Annotated in this window: 21 protein-coding genes and 1 pseudogene; 13 read left to right on the plus strand and 9 right to left on the minus strand. The window is 57.8% G+C overall.

Features of this window, described 5'->3' with window-relative positions; all coding sequences use genetic code 11:
• Positions 1-45 precede the first annotated feature (45 nt).
• The 3 genes from Thiosp_RS09390 to dksA form a co-directional block, all read right to left on the minus strand.
• Complete coding sequence (locus tag Thiosp_RS09390; RefSeq protein ID WP_207188090.1) at positions 46-2,481, minus strand: phosphoketolase family protein; 2,436 nt, start codon at positions 2,479-2,481, stop codon at positions 46-48.
• 103 nt (positions 2,482-2,584) lie between these two features.
• On the minus strand, positions 2,585-3,508 hold the full coding sequence (gene gluQRS, locus Thiosp_RS09395; protein ID WP_201067824.1) for a tRNA glutamyl-Q(34) synthetase GluQRS: 924 nt from the start codon (positions 3,506-3,508) through the stop codon (positions 2,585-2,587).
• 15 nt (positions 3,509-3,523) lie between these two features.
• Positions 3,524-3,958 (minus strand): RNA polymerase-binding protein DksA, encoded by a 435-nt coding sequence (dksA, locus tag Thiosp_RS09400; RefSeq protein WP_201067823.1) that lies wholly within the window; start codon positions 3,956-3,958, stop codon positions 3,524-3,526.
• A 341-nt stretch (positions 3,959-4,299) separates the two neighbouring features.
• On the opposite strand from dksA, the gene Thiosp_RS09405 reads away from it, so the two are divergent.
• Positions 4,300-5,127 carry an HAD-IA family hydrolase gene (locus Thiosp_RS09405; protein ID WP_201067822.1) on the plus strand — a complete coding sequence of 276 codons (828 nt, stop codon included), beginning with the start codon at positions 4,300-4,302 and terminating at the stop codon, positions 5,125-5,127.
• A 121-nt stretch (positions 5,128-5,248) separates the two neighbouring features.
• On the opposite strand, the gene Thiosp_RS09410 is transcribed toward Thiosp_RS09405, so the two are convergent.
• From Thiosp_RS09410 to Thiosp_RS09435, 6 genes are all read right to left on the minus strand, one after another.
• Positions 5,249-5,662 (minus strand): SCP2 sterol-binding domain-containing protein, encoded by a 414-nt coding sequence (locus Thiosp_RS09410; RefSeq protein WP_201067821.1) that lies wholly within the window; start codon positions 5,660-5,662, stop codon positions 5,249-5,251.
• A gap of 254 nt (positions 5,663-5,916) precedes the next feature.
• On the minus strand, positions 5,917-6,411 hold the full coding sequence (locus tag Thiosp_RS09415) for a DUF2919 family protein (protein WP_201067820.1): 495 nt from the start codon (positions 6,409-6,411) through the stop codon (positions 5,917-5,919).
• Between the two features lie 8 nt (positions 6,412-6,419).
• Entirely contained in the window at positions 6,420-7,727 is a 1,308-nt protein-coding gene (locus Thiosp_RS09420; protein ID WP_201067819.1) for an SAM-dependent methyltransferase, read from the minus strand.
• Positions 7,727-8,536: a DUF1365 domain-containing protein gene (locus tag Thiosp_RS09425; RefSeq protein ID WP_201067818.1), complete on the minus strand. Its 810-nt coding sequence runs from the start codon at positions 8,534-8,536 to the stop codon at positions 7,727-7,729. Before Thiosp_RS09425 ends, Thiosp_RS09420 begins: the two co-directional genes overlap by 1 nt.
• A 49-nt stretch (positions 8,537-8,585) precedes the next feature.
• Positions 8,586-10,061 carry an NAD(P)/FAD-dependent oxidoreductase gene (locus Thiosp_RS09430; RefSeq protein ID WP_201067817.1) on the minus strand — a complete coding sequence of 492 codons (1,476 nt, stop codon included), beginning with the start codon at positions 10,059-10,061 and terminating at the stop codon, positions 8,586-8,588.
• Positions 10,062-10,198: 137 nt separating this feature from the next.
• On the minus strand, positions 10,199-10,369 hold the full coding sequence (locus Thiosp_RS09435) for a hypothetical protein (RefSeq protein WP_201067816.1): 171 nt from the start codon (positions 10,367-10,369) through the stop codon (positions 10,199-10,201).
• Between the two features lie 46 nt (positions 10,370-10,415).
• Here Thiosp_RS09435 and Thiosp_RS09440 point away from each other — a divergent pair, with 46 nt between their 5' ends.
• The 12 genes and pseudogenes from Thiosp_RS09440 to Thiosp_RS09495 all read left to right on the plus strand — a co-directional run bounded on the left by Thiosp_RS09440 (position 10,416) and on the right by Thiosp_RS09495 (position 17,473).
• Positions 10,416-10,559 carry a hypothetical protein gene (locus Thiosp_RS09440; protein WP_201067815.1) on the plus strand — a complete coding sequence of 48 codons (144 nt, stop codon included), beginning with the start codon at positions 10,416-10,418 and terminating at the stop codon, positions 10,557-10,559.
• A gap of 69 nt (positions 10,560-10,628) precedes the next feature.
• Positions 10,629-10,916 (plus strand): hypothetical protein, encoded by a 288-nt coding sequence (locus tag Thiosp_RS09445; protein WP_201067814.1) that lies wholly within the window; start codon positions 10,629-10,631, stop codon positions 10,914-10,916.
• Between the two features lie 228 nt (positions 10,917-11,144).
• Entirely contained in the window at positions 11,145-11,261 is a 117-nt protein-coding gene (locus Thiosp_RS09450; RefSeq protein ID WP_242518703.1) for a BrnT family toxin, read from the plus strand.
• Positions 11,230-11,472, plus strand: coding sequence for a BrnA antitoxin family protein (locus Thiosp_RS09455; RefSeq protein WP_242518702.1), 243 nt, complete (start codon positions 11,230-11,232; stop codon positions 11,470-11,472). Before Thiosp_RS09450 ends, Thiosp_RS09455 begins: the two co-directional genes overlap by 32 nt.
• A 319-nt stretch (positions 11,473-11,791) precedes the next feature.
• The gene (locus Thiosp_RS09460; RefSeq protein WP_201067812.1) at positions 11,792-12,064 is read left to right on the plus strand and encodes a ribbon-helix-helix domain-containing protein; all 273 of its coding nucleotides are present in this window, start codon (positions 11,792-11,794) and stop codon (positions 12,062-12,064) included.
• A gap of 42 nt (positions 12,065-12,106) precedes the next feature.
• Positions 12,107-12,391 carry a type II toxin-antitoxin system RelE/ParE family toxin gene (locus tag Thiosp_RS09465; RefSeq protein WP_323697007.1) on the plus strand — a complete coding sequence of 95 codons (285 nt, stop codon included), beginning with the start codon at positions 12,107-12,109 and terminating at the stop codon, positions 12,389-12,391.
• A 123-nt stretch (positions 12,392-12,514) separates the two neighbouring features.
• Positions 12,515-13,366: pseudogene (locus Thiosp_RS09470) on the plus strand (PD-(D/E)XK nuclease family protein).
• A gap of 286 nt (positions 13,367-13,652) precedes the next feature.
• On the plus strand, positions 13,653-14,216 hold the full coding sequence (locus Thiosp_RS09475; RefSeq protein WP_207188096.1) for a GspH/FimT family pseudopilin: 564 nt from the start codon (positions 13,653-13,655) through the stop codon (positions 14,214-14,216).
• On the plus strand, positions 14,213-14,761 hold the full coding sequence (locus tag Thiosp_RS09480; RefSeq protein WP_201068068.1) for a GspH/FimT family pseudopilin: 549 nt from the start codon (positions 14,213-14,215) through the stop codon (positions 14,759-14,761). The genes Thiosp_RS09475 and Thiosp_RS09480 overlap by 4 nt, the downstream gene beginning before the upstream one ends.
• Before the next feature lie 60 nt (positions 14,762-14,821).
• Positions 14,822-15,388 (plus strand): type IV pilus modification protein PilV, encoded by a 567-nt coding sequence (gene pilV / locus Thiosp_RS09485; RefSeq protein WP_201067809.1) that lies wholly within the window; start codon positions 14,822-14,824, stop codon positions 15,386-15,388.
• Between the two features lie 120 nt (positions 15,389-15,508).
• Positions 15,509-16,900, plus strand: coding sequence for a PilW family protein (locus tag Thiosp_RS09490; RefSeq protein ID WP_201067808.1), 1,392 nt, complete (start codon positions 15,509-15,511; stop codon positions 16,898-16,900).
• A 99-nt stretch (positions 16,901-16,999) separates the two neighbouring features.
• Positions 17,000-17,473 carry a pilus assembly PilX family protein gene (locus tag Thiosp_RS09495; protein WP_201067807.1) on the plus strand — a complete coding sequence of 158 codons (474 nt, stop codon included), beginning with the start codon at positions 17,000-17,002 and terminating at the stop codon, positions 17,471-17,473.
• Positions 17,474-17,488: the final 15 nt, after the last annotated feature.

The following is a 17,488-nucleotide window of genomic DNA, read 5'->3' on the forward strand; positions in this document are numbered from 1 at the left end:
ACGCGCAAGCTCAGATCAAAGAAGCCCAGATCAAAGAAGCTGAGCTCAAAACGGCCAGGTCCAGTTGTCGATCTCGGGCGTATCGATGCCGTACTTGTGTGCGTGATTGCGGCACTCGATCTGCTTGTCGCGCAACCGCTCGCGCACATGGGCACCTTTCACCTGCAATTCTGGCAGGCGGTTGATGGCATCGATGGCGAGCGTGAAGCGGTCGATCTCGTTGTTGATGGCGAGTTCCATCGGGGTGTTGATATTGCCCTTTTCCTTGTAGCCGCGCACATGAAAATTATGGTGATTGGTGCGGGCATAGGTCAGGCGATGGATCAGCCAGGGATAGCCGTGGAAGTTGAAGATCACATGGCGGTCCTTGGTGAAGAGCCCATCGAAGTCGCGATCCGACAGGCCATGCGGATGCTCGCGCTCGGGCAGCAGGCGCAGCAGGTCCACCACATTGATGAAGCGGGTTTTCAACTCCGGGAAGTTTTCCCGCAGCAGCGCAGTGGCGGCCAGTGCTTCCTTGGTGGGGATGTCGCCGCAGCCGACCATGACCAGATCGGGTTCCGCGCCCTCGTCATTGCTGGCCCAGTCCCAAATCCCCAGGCCCTTGGTGCAGTGGCGAATCGCCGCGTCCATGTCGAGAAACTGCAGGTGCTGCTGCTTGTCGGAGACAATAACGTTTACATAGTCACGGCTTTTCAGGCAGTGATTGGCGGTGGACAGCAGGGTGTTCACATCCGGGGGCAGATAGATGCGAATTACATCCGGGTCCTTGTTGACCACCACATCGAGAAAGCCCGGGTCCTGATGGGTAAAGCCATTGTGGTCCTGACGCCAGACGGTGGAGGTGATCAACAGATTGAGCGAGGAAATGGGCGCGCGCCAGGGAATGTCCTGGGTGATGGACAGCCATTTGGCATGCTGATTGAACATGGAGTCGATCACATGCACAAAGGCCTCGTAGGTTGAGAAGAACCCATGGCGGCCTGTCAGCAGATAGCCCTCCAGCCAGCCTTCGAGTGTGTGCTCGGAGAGCATTTCCATCACCCGGCCATCGGGGGACAGCTCGCCGCCGTCGTCATCCTCGGGCAGGTAGTCCTCCAGCCACAGCTTCTTGCTGACCTCATAGATGGCTTGGAGCTTGTTGGAGGTATTCTCATCCGGTCCGAAGACGCGGAAATTGGTCATGTTCTCGGCCATGATGTCGCGCAGGAAGACCCCAAGCGGATAGGTGTTGCCGGCGCGCTGCACCCCAGGTTTGGGCACATCCAGGCCATAGTTCTGGAAGTCCGGCATGCGCAGGCTGCGGCGCAGCAGGCCGCCGTTGGCATGGGGCGTGGCGCTCATGCGCAGGGTGCCGGTCGGGGCCAGTGCTTTTAGCTCGGGGATGAGCTTGCCTTCCTCATCGAACAACTCCTCGGGCTTGTAGCTGCGCAGCCAGGCTTCCAATTGCGCCAGGTGCTCCGGATTGCCGTGCATGCCGGACAGGGGCACCTGATGGGCGCGCCAGAAGCCTTCCACCTTGTGGCCGTCGACCTCTTTCGGCCCAGTCCAGCCCTTGGGCGAGCGCAGTATGATCATCGGCCAAATGGCGCGCTTCGTCTGATTGAGCAAGGGACCGCCATCGCGCGCCTGCTGCTGAATGGAGCGAATCTTGGCGTGACATTCATCGAGCGTGGCGGCCATGGCCTGGTGCATGGTCATGGGGTCATCGCCCTCGACGAAATGCGGCTCCCAGCCATAGCCGCGCATCAGTGCGGCCAGTTCCTCATGCGGGATACGCGAGAGCAGGGTAGGGTTGTTGATCTTATAACCGTTCAGATGCAGCACCGGCAGCACCGCTCCGTCGCGGATGGGATTGAGGAACTTACTCGAATGCCAGGATGTGGCCAGCGGGCCGGTCTCGGCCTCGCCGTCACCGACCACCACGGTGACTAGCAGGTCCGGGTTGTCGAAAGCGGCGCCAAAGGCATGGGAGATGGAATAGCCCAGCTCACCACCCTCGTGAATCGATCCGGGCGTCTCGGGCGTGCAGTGCGAGCCGATGCCGCCGGGGAAGGAGAACTGTTTGAAGAAGGACCGCAGCCCTTCCTCGTCTTCGCTCTTGTTCGGATAGATTTCCGAGTAAGTCCCTTCCAGATACACAGGCGCGAGCAAGCCCGGAGCGCCATGGCCCGGGCCGGCAAGGAAAATGGCTGACTGCTGGTGCTCGCGGATGAGGCGGTTCATGTGCACATAGACGAACGCCAGGCCGGGGCTCGCACCCCAGTGGCCGAGCAGACGCTGCTTGATGTGATCCTCGTTCAGCGGCTCGCGCAGAAGCGGGTTGTCGCGCAGGTAGATCATCCCGGCGGCGAGGTAGCAGCAGGCGCGCCAGTAGGCGTCCATGGCGGTGAGCTGCTCGCTTGATGGCGCCGCCGTGGTTGGCTTGGTGTGCGGTGCTGGCGTGATGCGGTCGCTAGTGATCTGCGGGGATGCCGTCATGATGTTCTCCTGCGAGTCGTGAAGCGAAGGCGTGGCCGCGGTGCATGCGCGACCCAGGCACGGTGCGAGTTGAGTAAGATCAAAACCGAAAACTCAGTTGGGCTCACTTTACATGTTCTTCGTGACGCGCCGATGAAGCCGGCGCCGATCCTGTTGGCACGCGCTCGGGCGACCAGTGCCTGATGGCGAAGGCCCAGAAATCTTCAAGCTGATCAATTTCGCCAGGCAATTGTGTCTGCCCGAGAAAGGCCCATGCGGGGCTCAGGCTGGCCAGCGGATCGGCGGTCTCGAGCGGCGTGTCCGATGCTGATTTCGACAGCTTGCGTCCCTGGCTGTCAAGTGCCAAAGGTAAGTGGGCGTATTCAATGGCGGGCAGGTCGAGCGCCTGCTGCAGTAGGCGCTGGCGCAGCGTGCAGAGCAGCAGATCGGCCCCGCGGACGACGTGATTGACGCCCTGCGCGGCATCGTCCACCACTACTGCGAGCTGATAGGCCGGGATGCCGTCAGCGCGATGGAGCACGAAGTCACCAAGCGCTGCGTTCACATCCAGCGAGACCCGCCCGCGGATGCGGTCGATGATTGAGACTTCGCCCGGCGGAACGCGGAATCTTTGGGTTCGCGCCTTGGCGCCAGGCTTGAGTCCGTCGCGGCAGGTGCCGGGATAGATCGGGCCATCCGAACCAACGCGGGCCGTGGCGGCGATCATTTTGCGCGAACAACTGCAAGAATAGGCCAGGCCGCGCTGCGTCAGGTCAGCCAGGGCATCGCGATAAAGTGGCAGGCGCTGGTGCTGGTAGTCGACCGATCCGTCCCAGTGCAGGCCAAGCCGCTCAAGCGTGCGCAGAATCGATGCCGCAGCCCCGGGGACCTCGCGGGTGCGATCGAGGTCTTCCATGCGCACCAGCCATTCGCCGCCGGCTGCGCGTGCGTCGAGAAAGCTGCCCAGTGCCGCAACCAAGGAGCCAAAGTGCAACGGGCCCGTGGGTGAGGGTGCGAAGCGTCCGCGATAAGCAGCCGGGTCGGCCAATGCAACGGGATGGTGTCAGCCGCGTTGCTTCTCGCGAATCTCGTCGAGCGTCTTGCAGTCGATGCACAGAGTGGCGGTGGGTCGCGCCTCTAACCGGCGGATGCCGATCTCCACGCCGCAGGCCTCACAGTAGCCATAGTCGTGGTCGTCGAGCCGCTCGAATGCCTCGTCGATTTTTTTGATCAGCTTGCGCTCGCGATCACGCGTGCGCAGCTCCAGGCTGAACTCTGACTCTTGCGTGGCGCGGTCGTTGGGGTCTGGAAAATTGGTCGCCTCATCCTGCATGTGATGGACGGTGCGATCGACCTCTTCCATCAGGCTGCGTTTCCAAGCGAGCAGGATATCGCGAAAATGCGCCTCCTGGTCCTGGTTCATGTACTCTTCGTCGCTGCCGGCCTGATAGGGCTCGAAGCCGAAGGCTTTGGCGCCTTCTTTTTGTGCGTCAACCATTGCGTTTCTCCCGAAACAATGGATCTCTAACCTTAGTGCTTAGTGCGATCCGTGCATATTTTGTTACACATGATGCCTGGTCTCTGCCGTCGCGGGCCCAGTGCGCTCGCGCCAGCAAACCCGCTTTTCTACCAGATGATGATGGTCTCGGCAATCATTGACGGGCGAAAATCTATCGCGCGGCCATACGATGGTGCAGTTTGACAGCATCGCCCGAGCGTCAGCCGGCGCTGCGACACGATACTCTAATAGTGATCTGGATCGTGAGCCAGAATCGGTTTTCGGTCGCGGACCGGATTCTCATGTTGTTCGGATAGCACAGACATGTGCGGAGGTGTGAGGTGAAGCAACCGCGGGCGCTGATTTTCGATGTGGATGGAACCCTGGCGGATACGGAACGAGACGGCCACCGGGTGGCGTTCAACGCCGCCTTTGCTGAGGTTGGCTTGGACTGGCAGTGGTCGGAGTCGCTCTATGGCGAGTTGCTGCAGGTCGCCGGCGGCAAGGAGCGCATCGCCCGTTATATCGATTTGCATTGTCCGGGATTCTCGCCGCCAGAGGGGCAGGTGCTGGGCGATTTCATTGCCGGTTTGCACCAGGCCAAGACGCGCCATTATGTGGCCCTGCTGGCACAGGGCGGTGTCCCGCTGCGAAGCGGCGTGCTGCGCCTGCTGCGCGAAGCGCGCGCCGCCGGCGTGCGTCTCGCCATCGCCACCACTACCACGCCAGAGAATGTGACCGCGTTGCTCGACAACGCGGGCGAGCCATGCCTGCGCGACTGGTTCGAGGTCATCGCCGCCGGTGATGTGGTGCCACGCAAGAAGCCGGCGCCGGATATTTTCACGCTGGCGCTCGAACAACTCGGGCTTAAACCTGAAGATTGCGCCGTGATCGAGGATTCAGACAACGGTGCGGCGTCGGCCTTAGCGGCGGGCCTAAAAAGCCTGGTCGTGACGCTGAGCCATTACACGCGGGAGCAGGACTTCGGCGCCGCAGCGCTGGTGGTCGATGAACTCGGGGAGCCGAATGCGCTGGGGCGGATCGCTGGGGGCGTGGCTGTTGACTCGCTAGGCGTCGAGGAACTCGCTGGCATCTGCGTCGATCTGGCGTTGATCCAGCGCTTGCACCAAGCGGTTTGGGGCGGCTCAAGCGCACGCGAGGGCAACTGAATTGTCTTTTAGACCAGGTGCGGCAAATTCAGACGGGGTGCCGCAAAAAAACGCCGACCTCGCCCCTCCGGATGGAGCGCGAGGTCGGCGTGGGAGCACGCGCGTGGCGTGCTGGCCGTGCCTAGCTGAGCTCGTCGGCGCCGACTTGCTGCATCAGGCCAAAGCTCTTCACAAAAGGCCCGGCCATGCGTGGGTCTTTGATCATTGCGGTATAGTCGCCCACCTTGAACTTGAGCTTACCGGTGGCGTAGGCGGTGCCGAGGCCCATCATGCCGATGCCTTTCTCGACCCACTTGAGCCAATCTTTCATATCGGCACGCATGTCCCAGTCCGGCTTCTCGCCATTCCAGTCCCCGGCGCTGGTGCAGATGCCATTTTCAACCACGAAGACACCGCGCGGATTCTCCTCATCCTTAAAGCCGCAGCTAATCGTGGAGCTGAAGTTGATGTCAGCCAGCTTCTGGCTGACCTCAGGATCGGCATTCCAGGCATCTTTGAGCTGATTCATCCAGTCGGCGGAAAAAAGTTGAGCCATATCGGTCAGACCTCCCTCAGTTTGAGCGTGTGGGTGTTGGTTTGGATTCTTATCTTGCGTCTTGCGCGCGAACAATCTTACGCGCGGACAAGTTTTCGCACCAATGCTCCCTTTCAGAGCCCGGGTGTTCAGCGCCCCTGGGGTTGTGCGCCAGAGTGCTGCGAGAGGCGCGAATTGCCCTGGAGCCATGGGATTCTAACAGGAAGTGATCAGGAACAAAGAGCCCTGTCGAATCGAGCCGCGACAGCCGCGGGCTATTTGGTGTCGGGCCAGTCGCGGCATAGGTCGGGGAGCAGGCGCGATCGCCAGAGGTAAGTGAGCCCGGCAAAATTGAGCAGGGCTGAGATGAGGACGGGTTGGGTCAGGCGCTGCTCGAGTGGGCCAGATGCAGCGAACAGGCTGCTGGCAAGCAGGCCGATATAAAGAAGAATAGACAGGCTGAGCAGCGCGCGGGCGCGGCGCCAGACGGCGGGCATCCAGGCCGGTCTTTTGCTGGCGTGGCGGCGGATGGCGCTGATGAAGACGGGCAGGGCGATGGCGTCGGCGAGCAGATACTTAGGAAGGATCAGCTCGCGCAGGACGGTGATCTCCTTGCCGGTGGTGGGCATGAAGGTAATGATCAACAGCAGCCCGTGGCGCAGCAGCAGCGCCATGATGAGCCACAGAGTCGCCGGGATGCGCAGGTTGAGCTCGGCATCGTAGCGCTCGGGCGGGTAGGGCAGTCGGTTGATCGCGGGCGGTGAGTGCATGGCACGACTCAGCTGGCCGACGGGCTCTCGAGCACCACCTGCATCACGTCGATGCGGCCATCGCGAAAACCTGCTTCACAGTAGGACAGGTAATAGCGCCACATACGAATGAAGGTATCGTCGTAGCCGAGTGCGCGCACCTGGTCGAGTTGCTCCATGAAGCGTTGGTGCCAGATGGCCAGGGTGCGGGCATAGTCCTGTCCGAACCAGCGCCGTGCGCCGATGGTGAAGCCCGCCTGCGTGGCAGCCGCATCGAAGCGCTCCGGCGTCGGCAGCATGCCACCAGGAAAGATGTATTTCTGGATGAAATCCGGGCTTGAGCGATAGCCGTCGAAGATGCGTTCGTCCATGGTGATGACCTGCAGCGCGGCGCGTCCGCCGGGGCGCAGCAGCTGTCGCAGCTTGTCCATGTAGACCGGCCAGTAGCGCTCGCCGACGGCCTCGAACATCTCGATGGATACAATGTGGTCGAACTGGCCGTCGAGGTCGCGGTAGTCGCGCAGGTGCAGGTCGACCTGTCCGGTGGCGCTCGGGGCGGTCAGGGTCTCACGTGCCCAGGCGAGTTGCTCGGAGGACAGGGTGATGCCGCTGATGCGATGGCCGGCGGCGACGGCCTCGCGCGCGAAGCCACCCCAGCCGCAGCCGATTTCCAGCAGGTGTGCGCCGGGCTCGGCGTCGAGCATCTCGAGCAAGGACTGGTACTTTTGCCTCTGCGCCTGCTCCAGGCCGATGTTCGTCGTCTCGGCAGACGCATCGTTGTGCTCCTCGACCCGTTGATCGACATGTCCATCGATCTCTCCATCGACCTGTTCACCGAACAGCCCGGCGGAGTAGGTCATGCTCGGGTCGAGCCATAGACGGTAGAAGGCGTTGCCCAGATCGTAGTGATGGGCGATGTTGCGTCGGCTGCCGCTGCGGGTGTTGGCATGGCGGCGATGATGCAGCAGCGCGCCGAGGCGCCCGAGCCAGCTGCCATACTCGATGCTAGCCAAGGACTGCTCGTTGACTGCGAGCAGATGAATCAGGCTAGTCAGGTCCGGGCTGTCCCAGTCGCCTGCCATATAGGCTTCGCCCAAGCCTAAATGGCCGCGCGCGGCGATGCGCTTGGCGAAGGACAGCGGCCGGTGCAAATGCATCTCGGCCTGAGGGCCGGGGGCTTGCCCCTCAATTCGGTGCAGACGCTCGCCGATGAAGAGCTTGAGCTGTCCGGCGTGAAACTGCCGCTTGAGCAGGTGGTCGATGAGACCGCTGAAGGGCCGGAATGTCAGACCCTTGCGCCAGGGAAGAGCCGCCTCGGCGGATTTCTCGCTTGCCATCAAGTAACCTCGTGTTCAGGGGCAGGTGGTGTTGGACACATGGGTGCTCCGCGCAGCCAGATTTTAAGCGCCTGCCAGTGAATGGCGGCAATGACCTTGATGGTCATCAGCGGCATGCGCTTCAAGGCACGCCGAAGACTTCGCTCGGTCAGCGGCTCGCCGGTGCCGCCCTGGCTGGCGACCAACTTTAGCCGTCCGTCGCTGTGGAATTGCCGAATCATAACCGACAGGTCGTCGTCGGGCTCGGACAGGCGGAAGCGATAATCGCCGCCCATGTCCATGAGCGGCGAGACGTGAAAGCATTTCTCCGCGCGCGCTCGCAGCGGCCAGGTGATCGGCTTGCCCTCCTCGGCGAGCAGATAGAAATGCTTCTCGCCGAAGGTGTTGCTGACTTCAGCGATGGCTGCGCGCAGGCTGCCGTCGCGGTGCTCGCAATACCAGACACTGAGCGGATTGAATCCGTAGCCGAGCACGCGCGGAAAGCACAGCAGCCGGATGCGCCCGCCGTCGAGCTCAATGCCGCGCGCCCGCAAGACCTGCTCGGCCCAGGGGCGCAATGGCGAGCCGTCGCTGGGGCCGTGGTCGGCGGGATTGAAGCGCACCAGCTGAAAGCGTCCGATGCGCGGGCCGCGCGGCAGTTGCTCGAGCGCGTCGATGTCGATCAGCAGGCTGAAGACCTTGTAGATGAACTTGTAATTGACCGGAAACAGGCGCCTGTGCATCACCCGGGTGAAATAAATCCGGTGTGGATTGCTGTCCTGGGGATCGGCGCCCTGCCGGGGTGAGTGCTGCTTGCTGGGGGTTGGCATGGATCTGTGATCCCAAGTCCTAACTGTGCTTGTCCAAAATGCTCTTGTACTACCTGCGCTCGGCTGCGCTGCTTGGCTGCCCGCTGGCCGATGAGTCTGTCAGCCAAGCGGTATCAATACCCATGCGCCCGGCCATGTCGACAGCGGCGCGCAACGCGTCCTCGTGGAAGCCGTAGCCGAAGTAACTGCCACAGAACCACAGACCACCCTGACCTTGCAGTTTGTGCAGTTCCTGCTGGGCATCCATGGCGCGCTGATCGAAGACGGGGTGGTGATAGACCATCTCGGCGATGCGCGTCTCTGGGCGGGGCGGTTCCGGCGGGTTGAGCGAGACCAGATAATCCGTGCTGGTCTCAAGCCCTTGCAGCCGATTCATCCAATAGGTGACGGATACCGCGGCTTGCCCATCCTGCGCGCGGGTGGCGAGGTAGTTCCACGACGACCAGACCGCGCGCCGCCGCGGCATCAGCCGGGTATCGGTGTGCAGCCAGGTCTGATTGGCCTGGTAGCGGAAGCAGCCCAGGAGCCGGGTCTCATCGGCGCTTGGTTGCTGGATCATCGCCAGCGCCTCGTCGGCATGGCAAGCGAATACGACCTGGTCGAAGCGACGCGCGGTGCCAGAGGCCAGTGTCACCTCGACGCCCTGGTCACCATCGCCATCCATTGCGCCCGCGCTGTCGCCGGACGCGCCGCCGGGCTTGTCCGTCGTGAGACGCCGCACTCGCACCGCCGGGTCGTGCAGGACGTTCTCGCGGCCGATGTCGGCGATGATTTTCTCCACATACGCATGACTGCCGCCGGTCACCGTGCGCCAGAGCGGCCGTTGCAGAATATTGATCAGTCCGTGATTTTTGAAAAAGCGCGCCAGACTCTCAATGGGAAAGTCCATCATGGTGCGTGTCGGGCAGGACCAGATAGCAGCGGCCATGGGCAGCAGGTAGTGATCACGAAAGACCGGACCAAGCCGTTCGCGCTTGAGAAACTCACCCACGCTGAGCTCGTCGAATCCACCGCGCTCCAGGCACCGGCGGCAGCGGCGGTTAAAGCGCACGATATCGGCCAGCATGCCGATGAAGCACGGGCTCAAAAGATTGCGCGGCTGTGCGAACAGTGTCTTCAGACTGTCGCCCGAGTATTCAATCTCTCCGCTGCCGCTGTCCAGGCCGCTGTCTGATTCAGCTCCCGCTCCTAGGCCCGATCCGGTGCCGGACTCGATCGATGACCTAATCGAGGCAGCAAAGGACATGTCGCCCTCGCGCGTGGCCACGCCGAGGCGCTCAAACAAACGCACCAGTAGCGGATAATTCGCCTCGTTGTAAACGATAAAGCCGGTATCGACCGGCAGTGGGCGGCCGTCGTCATCCACCACAATGGTGTGCGTATGCCCGCCGACGTAGTCGTTGCGCTCGATCAGCGTCACCTGATGGCGACCGGCAAGCAGCCAGGCACTGGCCAGTCCGGCAATGCCGCTGCCGATAACGGCGATCTGCTCTTGTTTTGCGGTGGGGGCTGATTGATCGGGCATGAAGTGAAGCGTCCTCAAAGCTGTCGGATGTTGTCTTGGCTTGCCTTGGGCGGCTCACGTATTCCAGACCCGTATTCCAAACCGGCGCTCGCCAGCCGCAGCTGATTGATGAAATCATAAACCCGCCGCGTGCTGAATCAAGTCCGGAACAAAGTCAGGACAAAAACGCGGTTTTCAATATCGCGGCGCCGCTGGCGGCCATCCCCCCACTGTGGTAACTGGTCAGGTACCTCAGGAGCAGCCGCATAGGCGACATGCTGGGCAAGTGATAGGAAGGGACTGCGCCCGCCCTCGATCATGTTGGCCATATCAACTCCTTCCACCCATAAGCGGCCAATCCGCTACACTCGCCCCATGAGTCGCGACACACGCATTCTTTGGCACGAACTGCTTGGCAAAGCCCTGGCCGATGTCCTCATCGGACTGCCCTATCACGTCAGCACCGAAGAAGAACTAGCGCTGCGCAGCCAACGTTTGGACGTGCTCATCATCGAGTAACTGCCAGTCGGGAGTTGTCAAAGCACCGAAAAGCCCGGAATCTATCGACTGATCAGCGGCACCCGGGACGTGCGCCTGGTCGTACTCAACGACCTGGCAGTCCACCCGCGCAACGCTCCCTGGGGCCTGTTCGCCACCAATGAAACACATCGGCGCACCGCACTGGCACAATATCGCCCGCGCAGCGAAGTGGGCACGCACCTGCGCAACCAGATGTCCTACCACATACTTGGAGAAGGCAACATGGCTTACACCTATGAAGACATGCAACGCGAGGCCCGCGAGTGGCTCAAGGGTTACCTGCCCCAACTCGATCCCGAGGAACCCTGGTTAAACAAACAACGCCGGGATCACTGATCCGCACGCACCAGCGTCCCGCGCTCGAAGCCAAACCTTACCCGACCCGACCCCAGTATATGCATAGCAAAAACCATGGAATTCACATGGACCACTGCCAAGCAGCGAATCAACCGAAACAAGCACGGCCTTGATTTCGCCGACGCCGAGCAGGTTTTTGCTGGCCCGACCTGAACCCATGAGGACGCGCGGGTCGATTACGACGAGCAGCGCTTCAATACGACGGGCTTGCTCGGCACAAACGCTGTCGTCATCACTCACACGGAAACGAAGGACACCATCCACATCATCTCCATGCGCAAGGCAGAGTCCGATGAAATCGAAGAATTCTTCTCCTACCTCTAAGCCCAGGTTGCGCGTCGGCCTCAAAGATGCGGCCCGCGAGGAGTTCGCCGCAGCGGTGCAGGAGCGCCTTGGTAAGCAGCGCGTCACCATCATGCTTGACGCCTCGGTCATCGCCTACTTCAAGGCCAAGGCGGGTGAGCGCGGGTATCAGACACTGATCAACCAGGCCCTGAACGAAGCCATGGCAAATGACCAGTTCGAAGCGACATAGCAGCTCGTCATTCGCGACAAGACAATAAACACGAAAAAAATTGAGCCGATTCTCGCCCTATGGACCCGCACATCAAAAAAAGATTCTTCTTGCAGCCGCCCACCGGCAAAGGCCAATGCCGCCTGAATGTCCTCACGCGTCACGTCGTATTCCGCCGCATTCTCCTAGCCGAGAGGAGACGGGGGTTTCTTGCTTGTTTCGAGGGTAAGGATTCAGCGAAAGCGGCTCCGCTTTTCTCTCACGCAAACTTTTGTTGGGTTTGCGCCCGTATTTTTTATCTTTTATATTGAATACGGGAATCTTACGTGAGGTTGCGAGTATGACCCAAACCACAACGATGACGGTGCGCCTTAACGCGACGCTCAGTGAGTTCGTCGCGGCGAACGTTAGCGATGATGGCGCCTACGAGAATGTTAGCGAGTATATGCGTGACCTGATCCGACGCGACATGGAGCGCAAGGAGAAAGCGGCATTCGAGCGGCTTAAGACCGAGCTAGTCCACGCATTCTCCGCGCCTGAAATGGCCTATAGGCACTTGTCAGCAGCGGATGTGATCGCGCGCAACACCCGCCGTGACCTGAAAGGCACCTGACCGATGCCCACCGTGCGCATCCAAGAGGCGGCATCCTGGCGATTGGATGAGATCTATCGCTACACGCGAGACAAATGGGGCGAGGCGCAGGCGAATCGCTACCTCCACGGGCTGTTCGAGGCATTCGAGAGCATTGATGCACATGGAGTAAATTCCAAGCCAGTCCCTGCGGACTTTGGGGTCGACGGATTTTTCTTTCGCCATGAGCGACACTTCGCTTACTGGAAGAGGCTGTCGAGCGGCGATGTTGGTATCGCAACCATTTTGCATCAGCGCATGCACCAGATTGCACATTTAAGAGAAGAATTCTTTGGGGGGCAAGAGTAGCGCCGAGACGGAAGAAAGCGGCATGATTTTATGGATCTGGGAGATTTTTCAGCCGGCACAGCCGCCGAAACAGATCTAAACTCAAGGCAGAAAAAATTTCTCATATCGTTCTGGAGTCCCCGAATGAGCACGCTCGAATCACTCAAGGAAACCGTCAAGCGCGAACTGCCCGTGTGGCTCGAATCCGACCCGGCTTTTCGCAAGGCCATTCTCGCGCTGACCAATCATCGCTACAGCCCACGCGCGGAAACCAGCGACTGGTTCCATCAGACGCTGGAGGAAATGCGCCGCGAGCGCGAGCGCCAGGATGCACTGTGGCGCAAAAATGACGAGCGCCTGGAGCGCGAACGCCTGGAGGCCGACCGCAAGTGGGAAGAACAAAACCGCAAGTGGGACGCCAACCAAGCCGAACTGGCTGCCCTGCGCTTGGAGCAAAGCAGCAAGTGGGAAGAACAAAACCGCAAATGGGAAGAACAAAACCGCAAGTGGGAAGAACAAAACCGCAAGTGGGATGCCAATCAGGCAGAACTCAAAGCCCTGCATCAAGAAAGCCTGGCGCTGGGCAAACGCATTGACCGCAGCATCGGCGCCCTGGGCGCGCGCTGGGGGCTGCGCTAAGAAAAAGCCTTTCGTGATGCGCTCGCCGGAATTCTCGAAAAGACCTTCGGCGTCGAGGTGCTCAATGTCTGCGAATACGACGACGATGGCGAGGTCTTCGGTCGCCCCGACCAGATTGAACTCGACGTCATCATCCGCAACGGCCTGCTGATTATGTGCGAACTCAAATCCTCAATCGACAAAGCCGGCATGTACAGTTTTGAGCGCAAGGCTCGATTCTACGAGCGGCGCCATGACCGTCAGGCAAACCGGCTGATCGTCATCTCCCCGATGATCGACAGCCGCGCCATGGATGTCGCCAAGCGTCTAGGGATTGAAACCTACGGCGAACCTGAGGAGGTCTCGAACCAAGCCTAGCGCGCTTGAAACCCAAACCAACCGCCAACCGCCCAGCCGGAAAATCCTACCCCTAGTCGCCACAGCCCCCGCCTAATCGCCCAACCACCCCCGCCAGTCCCGAATACCCTCTACAGCGCCCCGCGATTTGCTAAGCTCAAAGGCAGGAAGAAGCCTTAAGCGCCAGCGCCGCCGGAAGACCACCGGATGGCAGCCTGATGGCAGCCTGATGACAGAAAGCGCCGGCGCTGGCAGAGGCGAATTGGGAAAAAACTCGACCTTGGCCCAATCGAGAGGAAACCACCCAATGAAACGACACTTACCAGTCATCCTTGCGCGTACATGCCAGCGCGGCACGACCCTGCTGGAATTGTTAGTGACCTTGTCGATCGCAGTCATCCTGATGAGTATCGCGGTTCCAAGTTTCCAAAACCTGATCCGAACCAACCGGATCGCATCGGTAACTAACGAAATGGTGCGAGCATTGCATTTAGCCAGATCAGAAGCCGTCAACCGCGGCGTGAGCGTCAGTATTTGCAAATCCGACAACCCCGGCGCGCCCACTCCCGCCTGCGACGAAAACGCCGCTTGGGACGATGGCTGGCTAATCTTCGAAGATCCTGACCGGGATGCAAAGCTCGCTGATCCAGCCGACTTAATTCGCGTCGGTCAGTTAGCCATGAAAGATACCGATCTATCCATCACCAGCAACAATTACGCGAAATACGTGACTTACAGTCCAACAGGTACCCCGAAAGGAAATGGCAACCTGAGCAATACCTCAATCTGGATCTGCATGCCGCCGGATGAGCGTTCCATCATCATCAATATTACTGGTCGGATTCGCACCGAAACCGGCAACTGCTCATGAACAAGCTTTTACACCGATCTTTCCCGTCTTTACAGCGCGGCACAACGCTGCTCGAATTGCTGGTGACCATCTCTATCGCCGCGATCCTTATGAGCGTGGCGGTGCCGAGTTTTCAAAGCATGATGCGCACAAATCGCATTGCCTCGGTGACAAATGAGATGGTGCGGGCATTGATGTTGGCGCGGTCAGAGGCGGTCTCTCGTGGGTTAAACGTATCGCTTTGTAACACTGCTAATCCTAACGCCGATTCGCCCAGTTGTGCGGGAGGTACTTGGGCTACTGGATGGATTGTATTCATAGACCAAAGCCCTTCAGATGGAATAATTGCAAATCCTAATCAAGATGTCTTACGAGTCGGATCGTTCAATATCGATGGCGCAGAGATAACCAGCAGCGACTATCCAAGCTATTTAACCTATGTGCCAACAGGGCGTCTCAATGGTAACTTTAGCGGTCCAAAAGTATTCAATGTAACGGTCGATTCAGAACAAAAGGTCGTAGAAATTGAAAATACTGGTCGCGTGCGCTCGTATGATCCAGATTGAAACGCCTGGCAAAATGTACGCTGGAAAACACAAATTCACGGCCAGTTTGGTAAGTATTAAATGAAAAAACTGATTTTCAAGTTAAAAAAGGCTCCGGCCAATTTTCCATGCGGGTACTCATCTATAATCCGTAGTGAGATTACAAGGCAGCGTGGCTTTACCCTGATCGAAGCACTCGTAGCAGCAATCGTCTTATCAGTAGGCTTGCTTGGTCTCGCCGGACTTCAAGCAACTTCCCAAAAGTTAGCATATTCCGCAAACATTCGCAGTCAAGCAGTAAACCTCGGATTTGAAATCGGGGATGCGATTCGAGCGAATGCGGCGAATGCAAGCAGTTACAACGAAACATTGTCAGCCACATGCGCTCAAATCTATCCCCGTCCTGATACGGGTGACGCCGCCGCAGATGACCTTGACGAACTGGCTAACCGTATCGCGTGTTTGCTACCTGGGAACAGCGCTGGCGATTTGCCGCGTGCAGAAATAACAGTCAATAGTGACAACACAGCCGACATTAGCATCTTCTGGGATGAAAGTCGCGCTCGATTAGTCGATGATGATGGCCAAATCATTGCAGATGTTGCGGAAGATCAGCGGCAGGTTTATACGACACAAATACACTACTAAACCTCTGGTTTGTAGAACGCACTTTATGATGCCGAACAACCAGTTTTTAAAATAGACACAATGAATAATCGGTGTTTTATGAAAACCAATGTCAGGTTACGCTCTGCTCGTGGAGTGACAATGGTCGAGCTTTTAGTCGGCATGACCATCGGTCTTTTTCTGACCGGTGGGATCATTGCGCTCTTGCTTGGCACAAAGCAAAGTTATCGCTCTAATGAAGCGCTCTCAGAAGTGCAAGAAAACGGTCGTTTTGCAACAGAGCTATTAGCTCAACAGCTGCGGATGGCAGGTTCGCTTGGTTGCCAGCGATCCTTGATGTTGCAAAACACCGCAGCAACGCAAAATCCGTTGATGCATGATTTTGAGGCCAGGCCATTGCGTCTCTATAACACCTTAGCCCTAGTAAGCGATCCAGAACCGACGCCGCTAACACCAACCAGTTCCGAAGATGTTGGGTATTTGTGGCTGTACAATCTGAATGATCGACCTGCTGTTGAAGGCTTTGAAGGGGAAGGAACTTCCTTTGCGGCATCCTCCTCACATCCCACGAATCTTCCAATTTCAACGATTCTCTCTGGGCTCTCCGTATCAGAAGCAGAAACTGGCCAAGATATGGTGACAATTCGGGGGATCAATGGTCGAGGGGTTCCGGTTATAGGACAAGCCTCTCCATCAGTTGTTGGGAATACTGATGGCTCTCTTTATGTGCTAGGAATTGAAGGCGATGACGATGAATATGACGATGATGACGATTGCGTTTTTTTTCGCGCTACCTCCAATTCTGCTGCTATTTCCCTATGTATAGGCCAGATAGAAGTCGTCAGTACTTGCGAAAATGCAACAATTTTTCAAATTTCAGATGTTAATAGAAATACCCCCTGTGATGGAGTTCATGAAATAAAGTTTGAAGCCCTATCGCCTTCTAATGAAGACTTTTGGGAGCCTGGTAATTATGATTACCGCAATGGAGTAAATAATAATGTCGATCTCGGCGTCTTATATTCTCCTGAGACCAATCCTTGCCCAGCTCCAACTGGTAACGCGCGAAAAGCATTAATCACATCGGCACCTGCATCAATCTACTCACTTGATACTAGGATATATTATATCCGAAACAACTCGGAAAACCTGCCAGCTTTGTATATTAAAGAAGGGTTAAGGAATAGCGAACAGCTTATCTCCGGAGTTTTCAATCTTGCGATGTATTACGGTGACAATGTTAATGCTGAGGGCATGTCAACCCGAGAGCCGTCAATAGGTAGCTATGTTGAAGCTGATCAAGTGGCTGATTGGCGTGAAATCAATGCTGTGAAATTCTATATGTTGGCAGCAAATACAGCTCCCGAACTGAGCAATGCCGTAGATGAGCCCATGAAAATTACTTTCCCAGATATTGATACCGCCGGGAATCCATTTGATGCTACATCGCTGAGTACAGATTTTCAGCGGCGCTTCTTTCAGTCTTTTTCGACAACGGTTTATCTCCGCAACAAACTGCCCTTTGATCCCTGATGCGTCGATGAATATCGAGTCTATGTTTTTTCCGAAAGCGGCTTAACCCATATCAACTAACAACAGAAAGCCATAATTTTTACCAGGTGCTTAATGCTTATGATAACGCTAAACCAAAATCAAGCGGGCGTCGTTTTAGTTATTGGATTAATCTTCCTACTAGTGATGACGATCATAGGCGTAACAGCGGTGACAAATTCAACCTTCCAAGAGCGCATGGCAAGGAATACAAGCGAGCGTAGAACTGTTTTTCAAGCCGCTGAAAGCGCACTGATTGCTGGGGAAAATCAAGTTATGAGCGCTGCTAGCTGTAATGCAGTAAAGGCGCTTTTTGCTAGCGATGGAATACCAGATCCAGACTCTATGGATAGCGAGACCAGTGGCACTTTTCTTATAAATGGTATTCCTCGAAACAGCGCAGAAGATTTTGACGAACTTGGCAGACCTTGCAGTGACACATCCAGCGGCGTCGATTGCGCATTTTACCGCGTTACTGGAGTCGGAAAAGCTGATAATGGCGCTGTAGTGGTGCTTGAATCGACTGTGTTTAAAAACTGCGGGACAGAAATTTAGTAGTTTTTTGCTTTG

Source organism: Thiorhodovibrio litoralis (assembly GCF_033954455.1).
GTDB lineage: Bacteria > Pseudomonadota > Gammaproteobacteria > Chromatiales > Chromatiaceae > Thiorhodovibrio > Thiorhodovibrio litoralis.

Coding starts and splice junctions, on each gene's coding strand:
- dksA (WP_201067823.1), bottom strand. CDS start 3,958: ATGGTTGACGCACAAAAAGAAGGCGCCAAAGCCTTCGGCTTCGAGCCC.
- Thiosp_RS09495 (WP_201067807.1), top strand. CDS start 17,000: ATGATAACGCTAAACCAAAATCAAGCGGGCGTCGTTTTAGTTATTGGA.
- pilV (WP_201067809.1), top strand. CDS start 14,822: ATGAAAAAACTGATTTTCAAGTTAAAAAAGGCTCCGGCCAATTTTCCA.
- Thiosp_RS09415 (WP_201067820.1), bottom strand. CDS start 6,411: ATGCACTCACCGCCCGCGATCAACCGACTGCCCTACCCGCCCGAGCGC.
- Thiosp_RS09390 (WP_207188090.1), bottom strand. CDS start 2,481: ATGACGGCATCCCCGCAGATCACTAGCGACCGCATCACGCCAGCACCG.
- Thiosp_RS09425 (WP_201067818.1), bottom strand. CDS start 8,536: ATGCCAACCCCCAGCAAGCAGCACTCACCCCGGCAGGGCGCCGATCCC.
- Thiosp_RS09420 (WP_201067819.1), bottom strand. CDS start 7,727: ATGGCAAGCGAGAAATCCGCCGAGGCGGCTCTTCCCTGGCGCAAGGGT.
- Thiosp_RS09435 (WP_201067816.1), bottom strand. CDS start 10,369: ATGGCCAACATGATCGAGGGCGGGCGCAGTCCCTTCCTATCACTTGCC.
- Thiosp_RS09475 (WP_207188096.1), top strand. CDS start 13,653: ATGAAACGACACTTACCAGTCATCCTTGCGCGTACATGCCAGCGCGGC.
- Thiosp_RS09480 (WP_201068068.1), top strand. CDS start 14,213: ATGAACAAGCTTTTACACCGATCTTTCCCGTCTTTACAGCGCGGCACA.
- Thiosp_RS09490 (WP_201067808.1), top strand. CDS start 15,509: ATGGTCGAGCTTTTAGTCGGCATGACCATCGGTCTTTTTCTGACCGGT.
- Thiosp_RS09430 (WP_201067817.1), bottom strand. CDS start 10,061: ATGCCCGATCAATCAGCCCCCACCGCAAAACAAGAGCAGATCGCCGTT.
- Thiosp_RS09460 (WP_201067812.1), top strand. CDS start 11,792: ATGACCCAAACCACAACGATGACGGTGCGCCTTAACGCGACGCTCAGT.
- Thiosp_RS09440 (WP_201067815.1), top strand. CDS start 10,416: ATGAGTCGCGACACACGCATTCTTTGGCACGAACTGCTTGGCAAAGCC.
- Thiosp_RS09455 (WP_242518702.1), top strand. CDS start 11,230: ATGAAATCGAAGAATTCTTCTCCTACCTCTAAGCCCAGGTTGCGCGTC.
- Thiosp_RS09410 (WP_201067821.1), bottom strand. CDS start 5,662: ATGGCTCAACTTTTTTCCGCCGACTGGATGAATCAGCTCAAAGATGCC.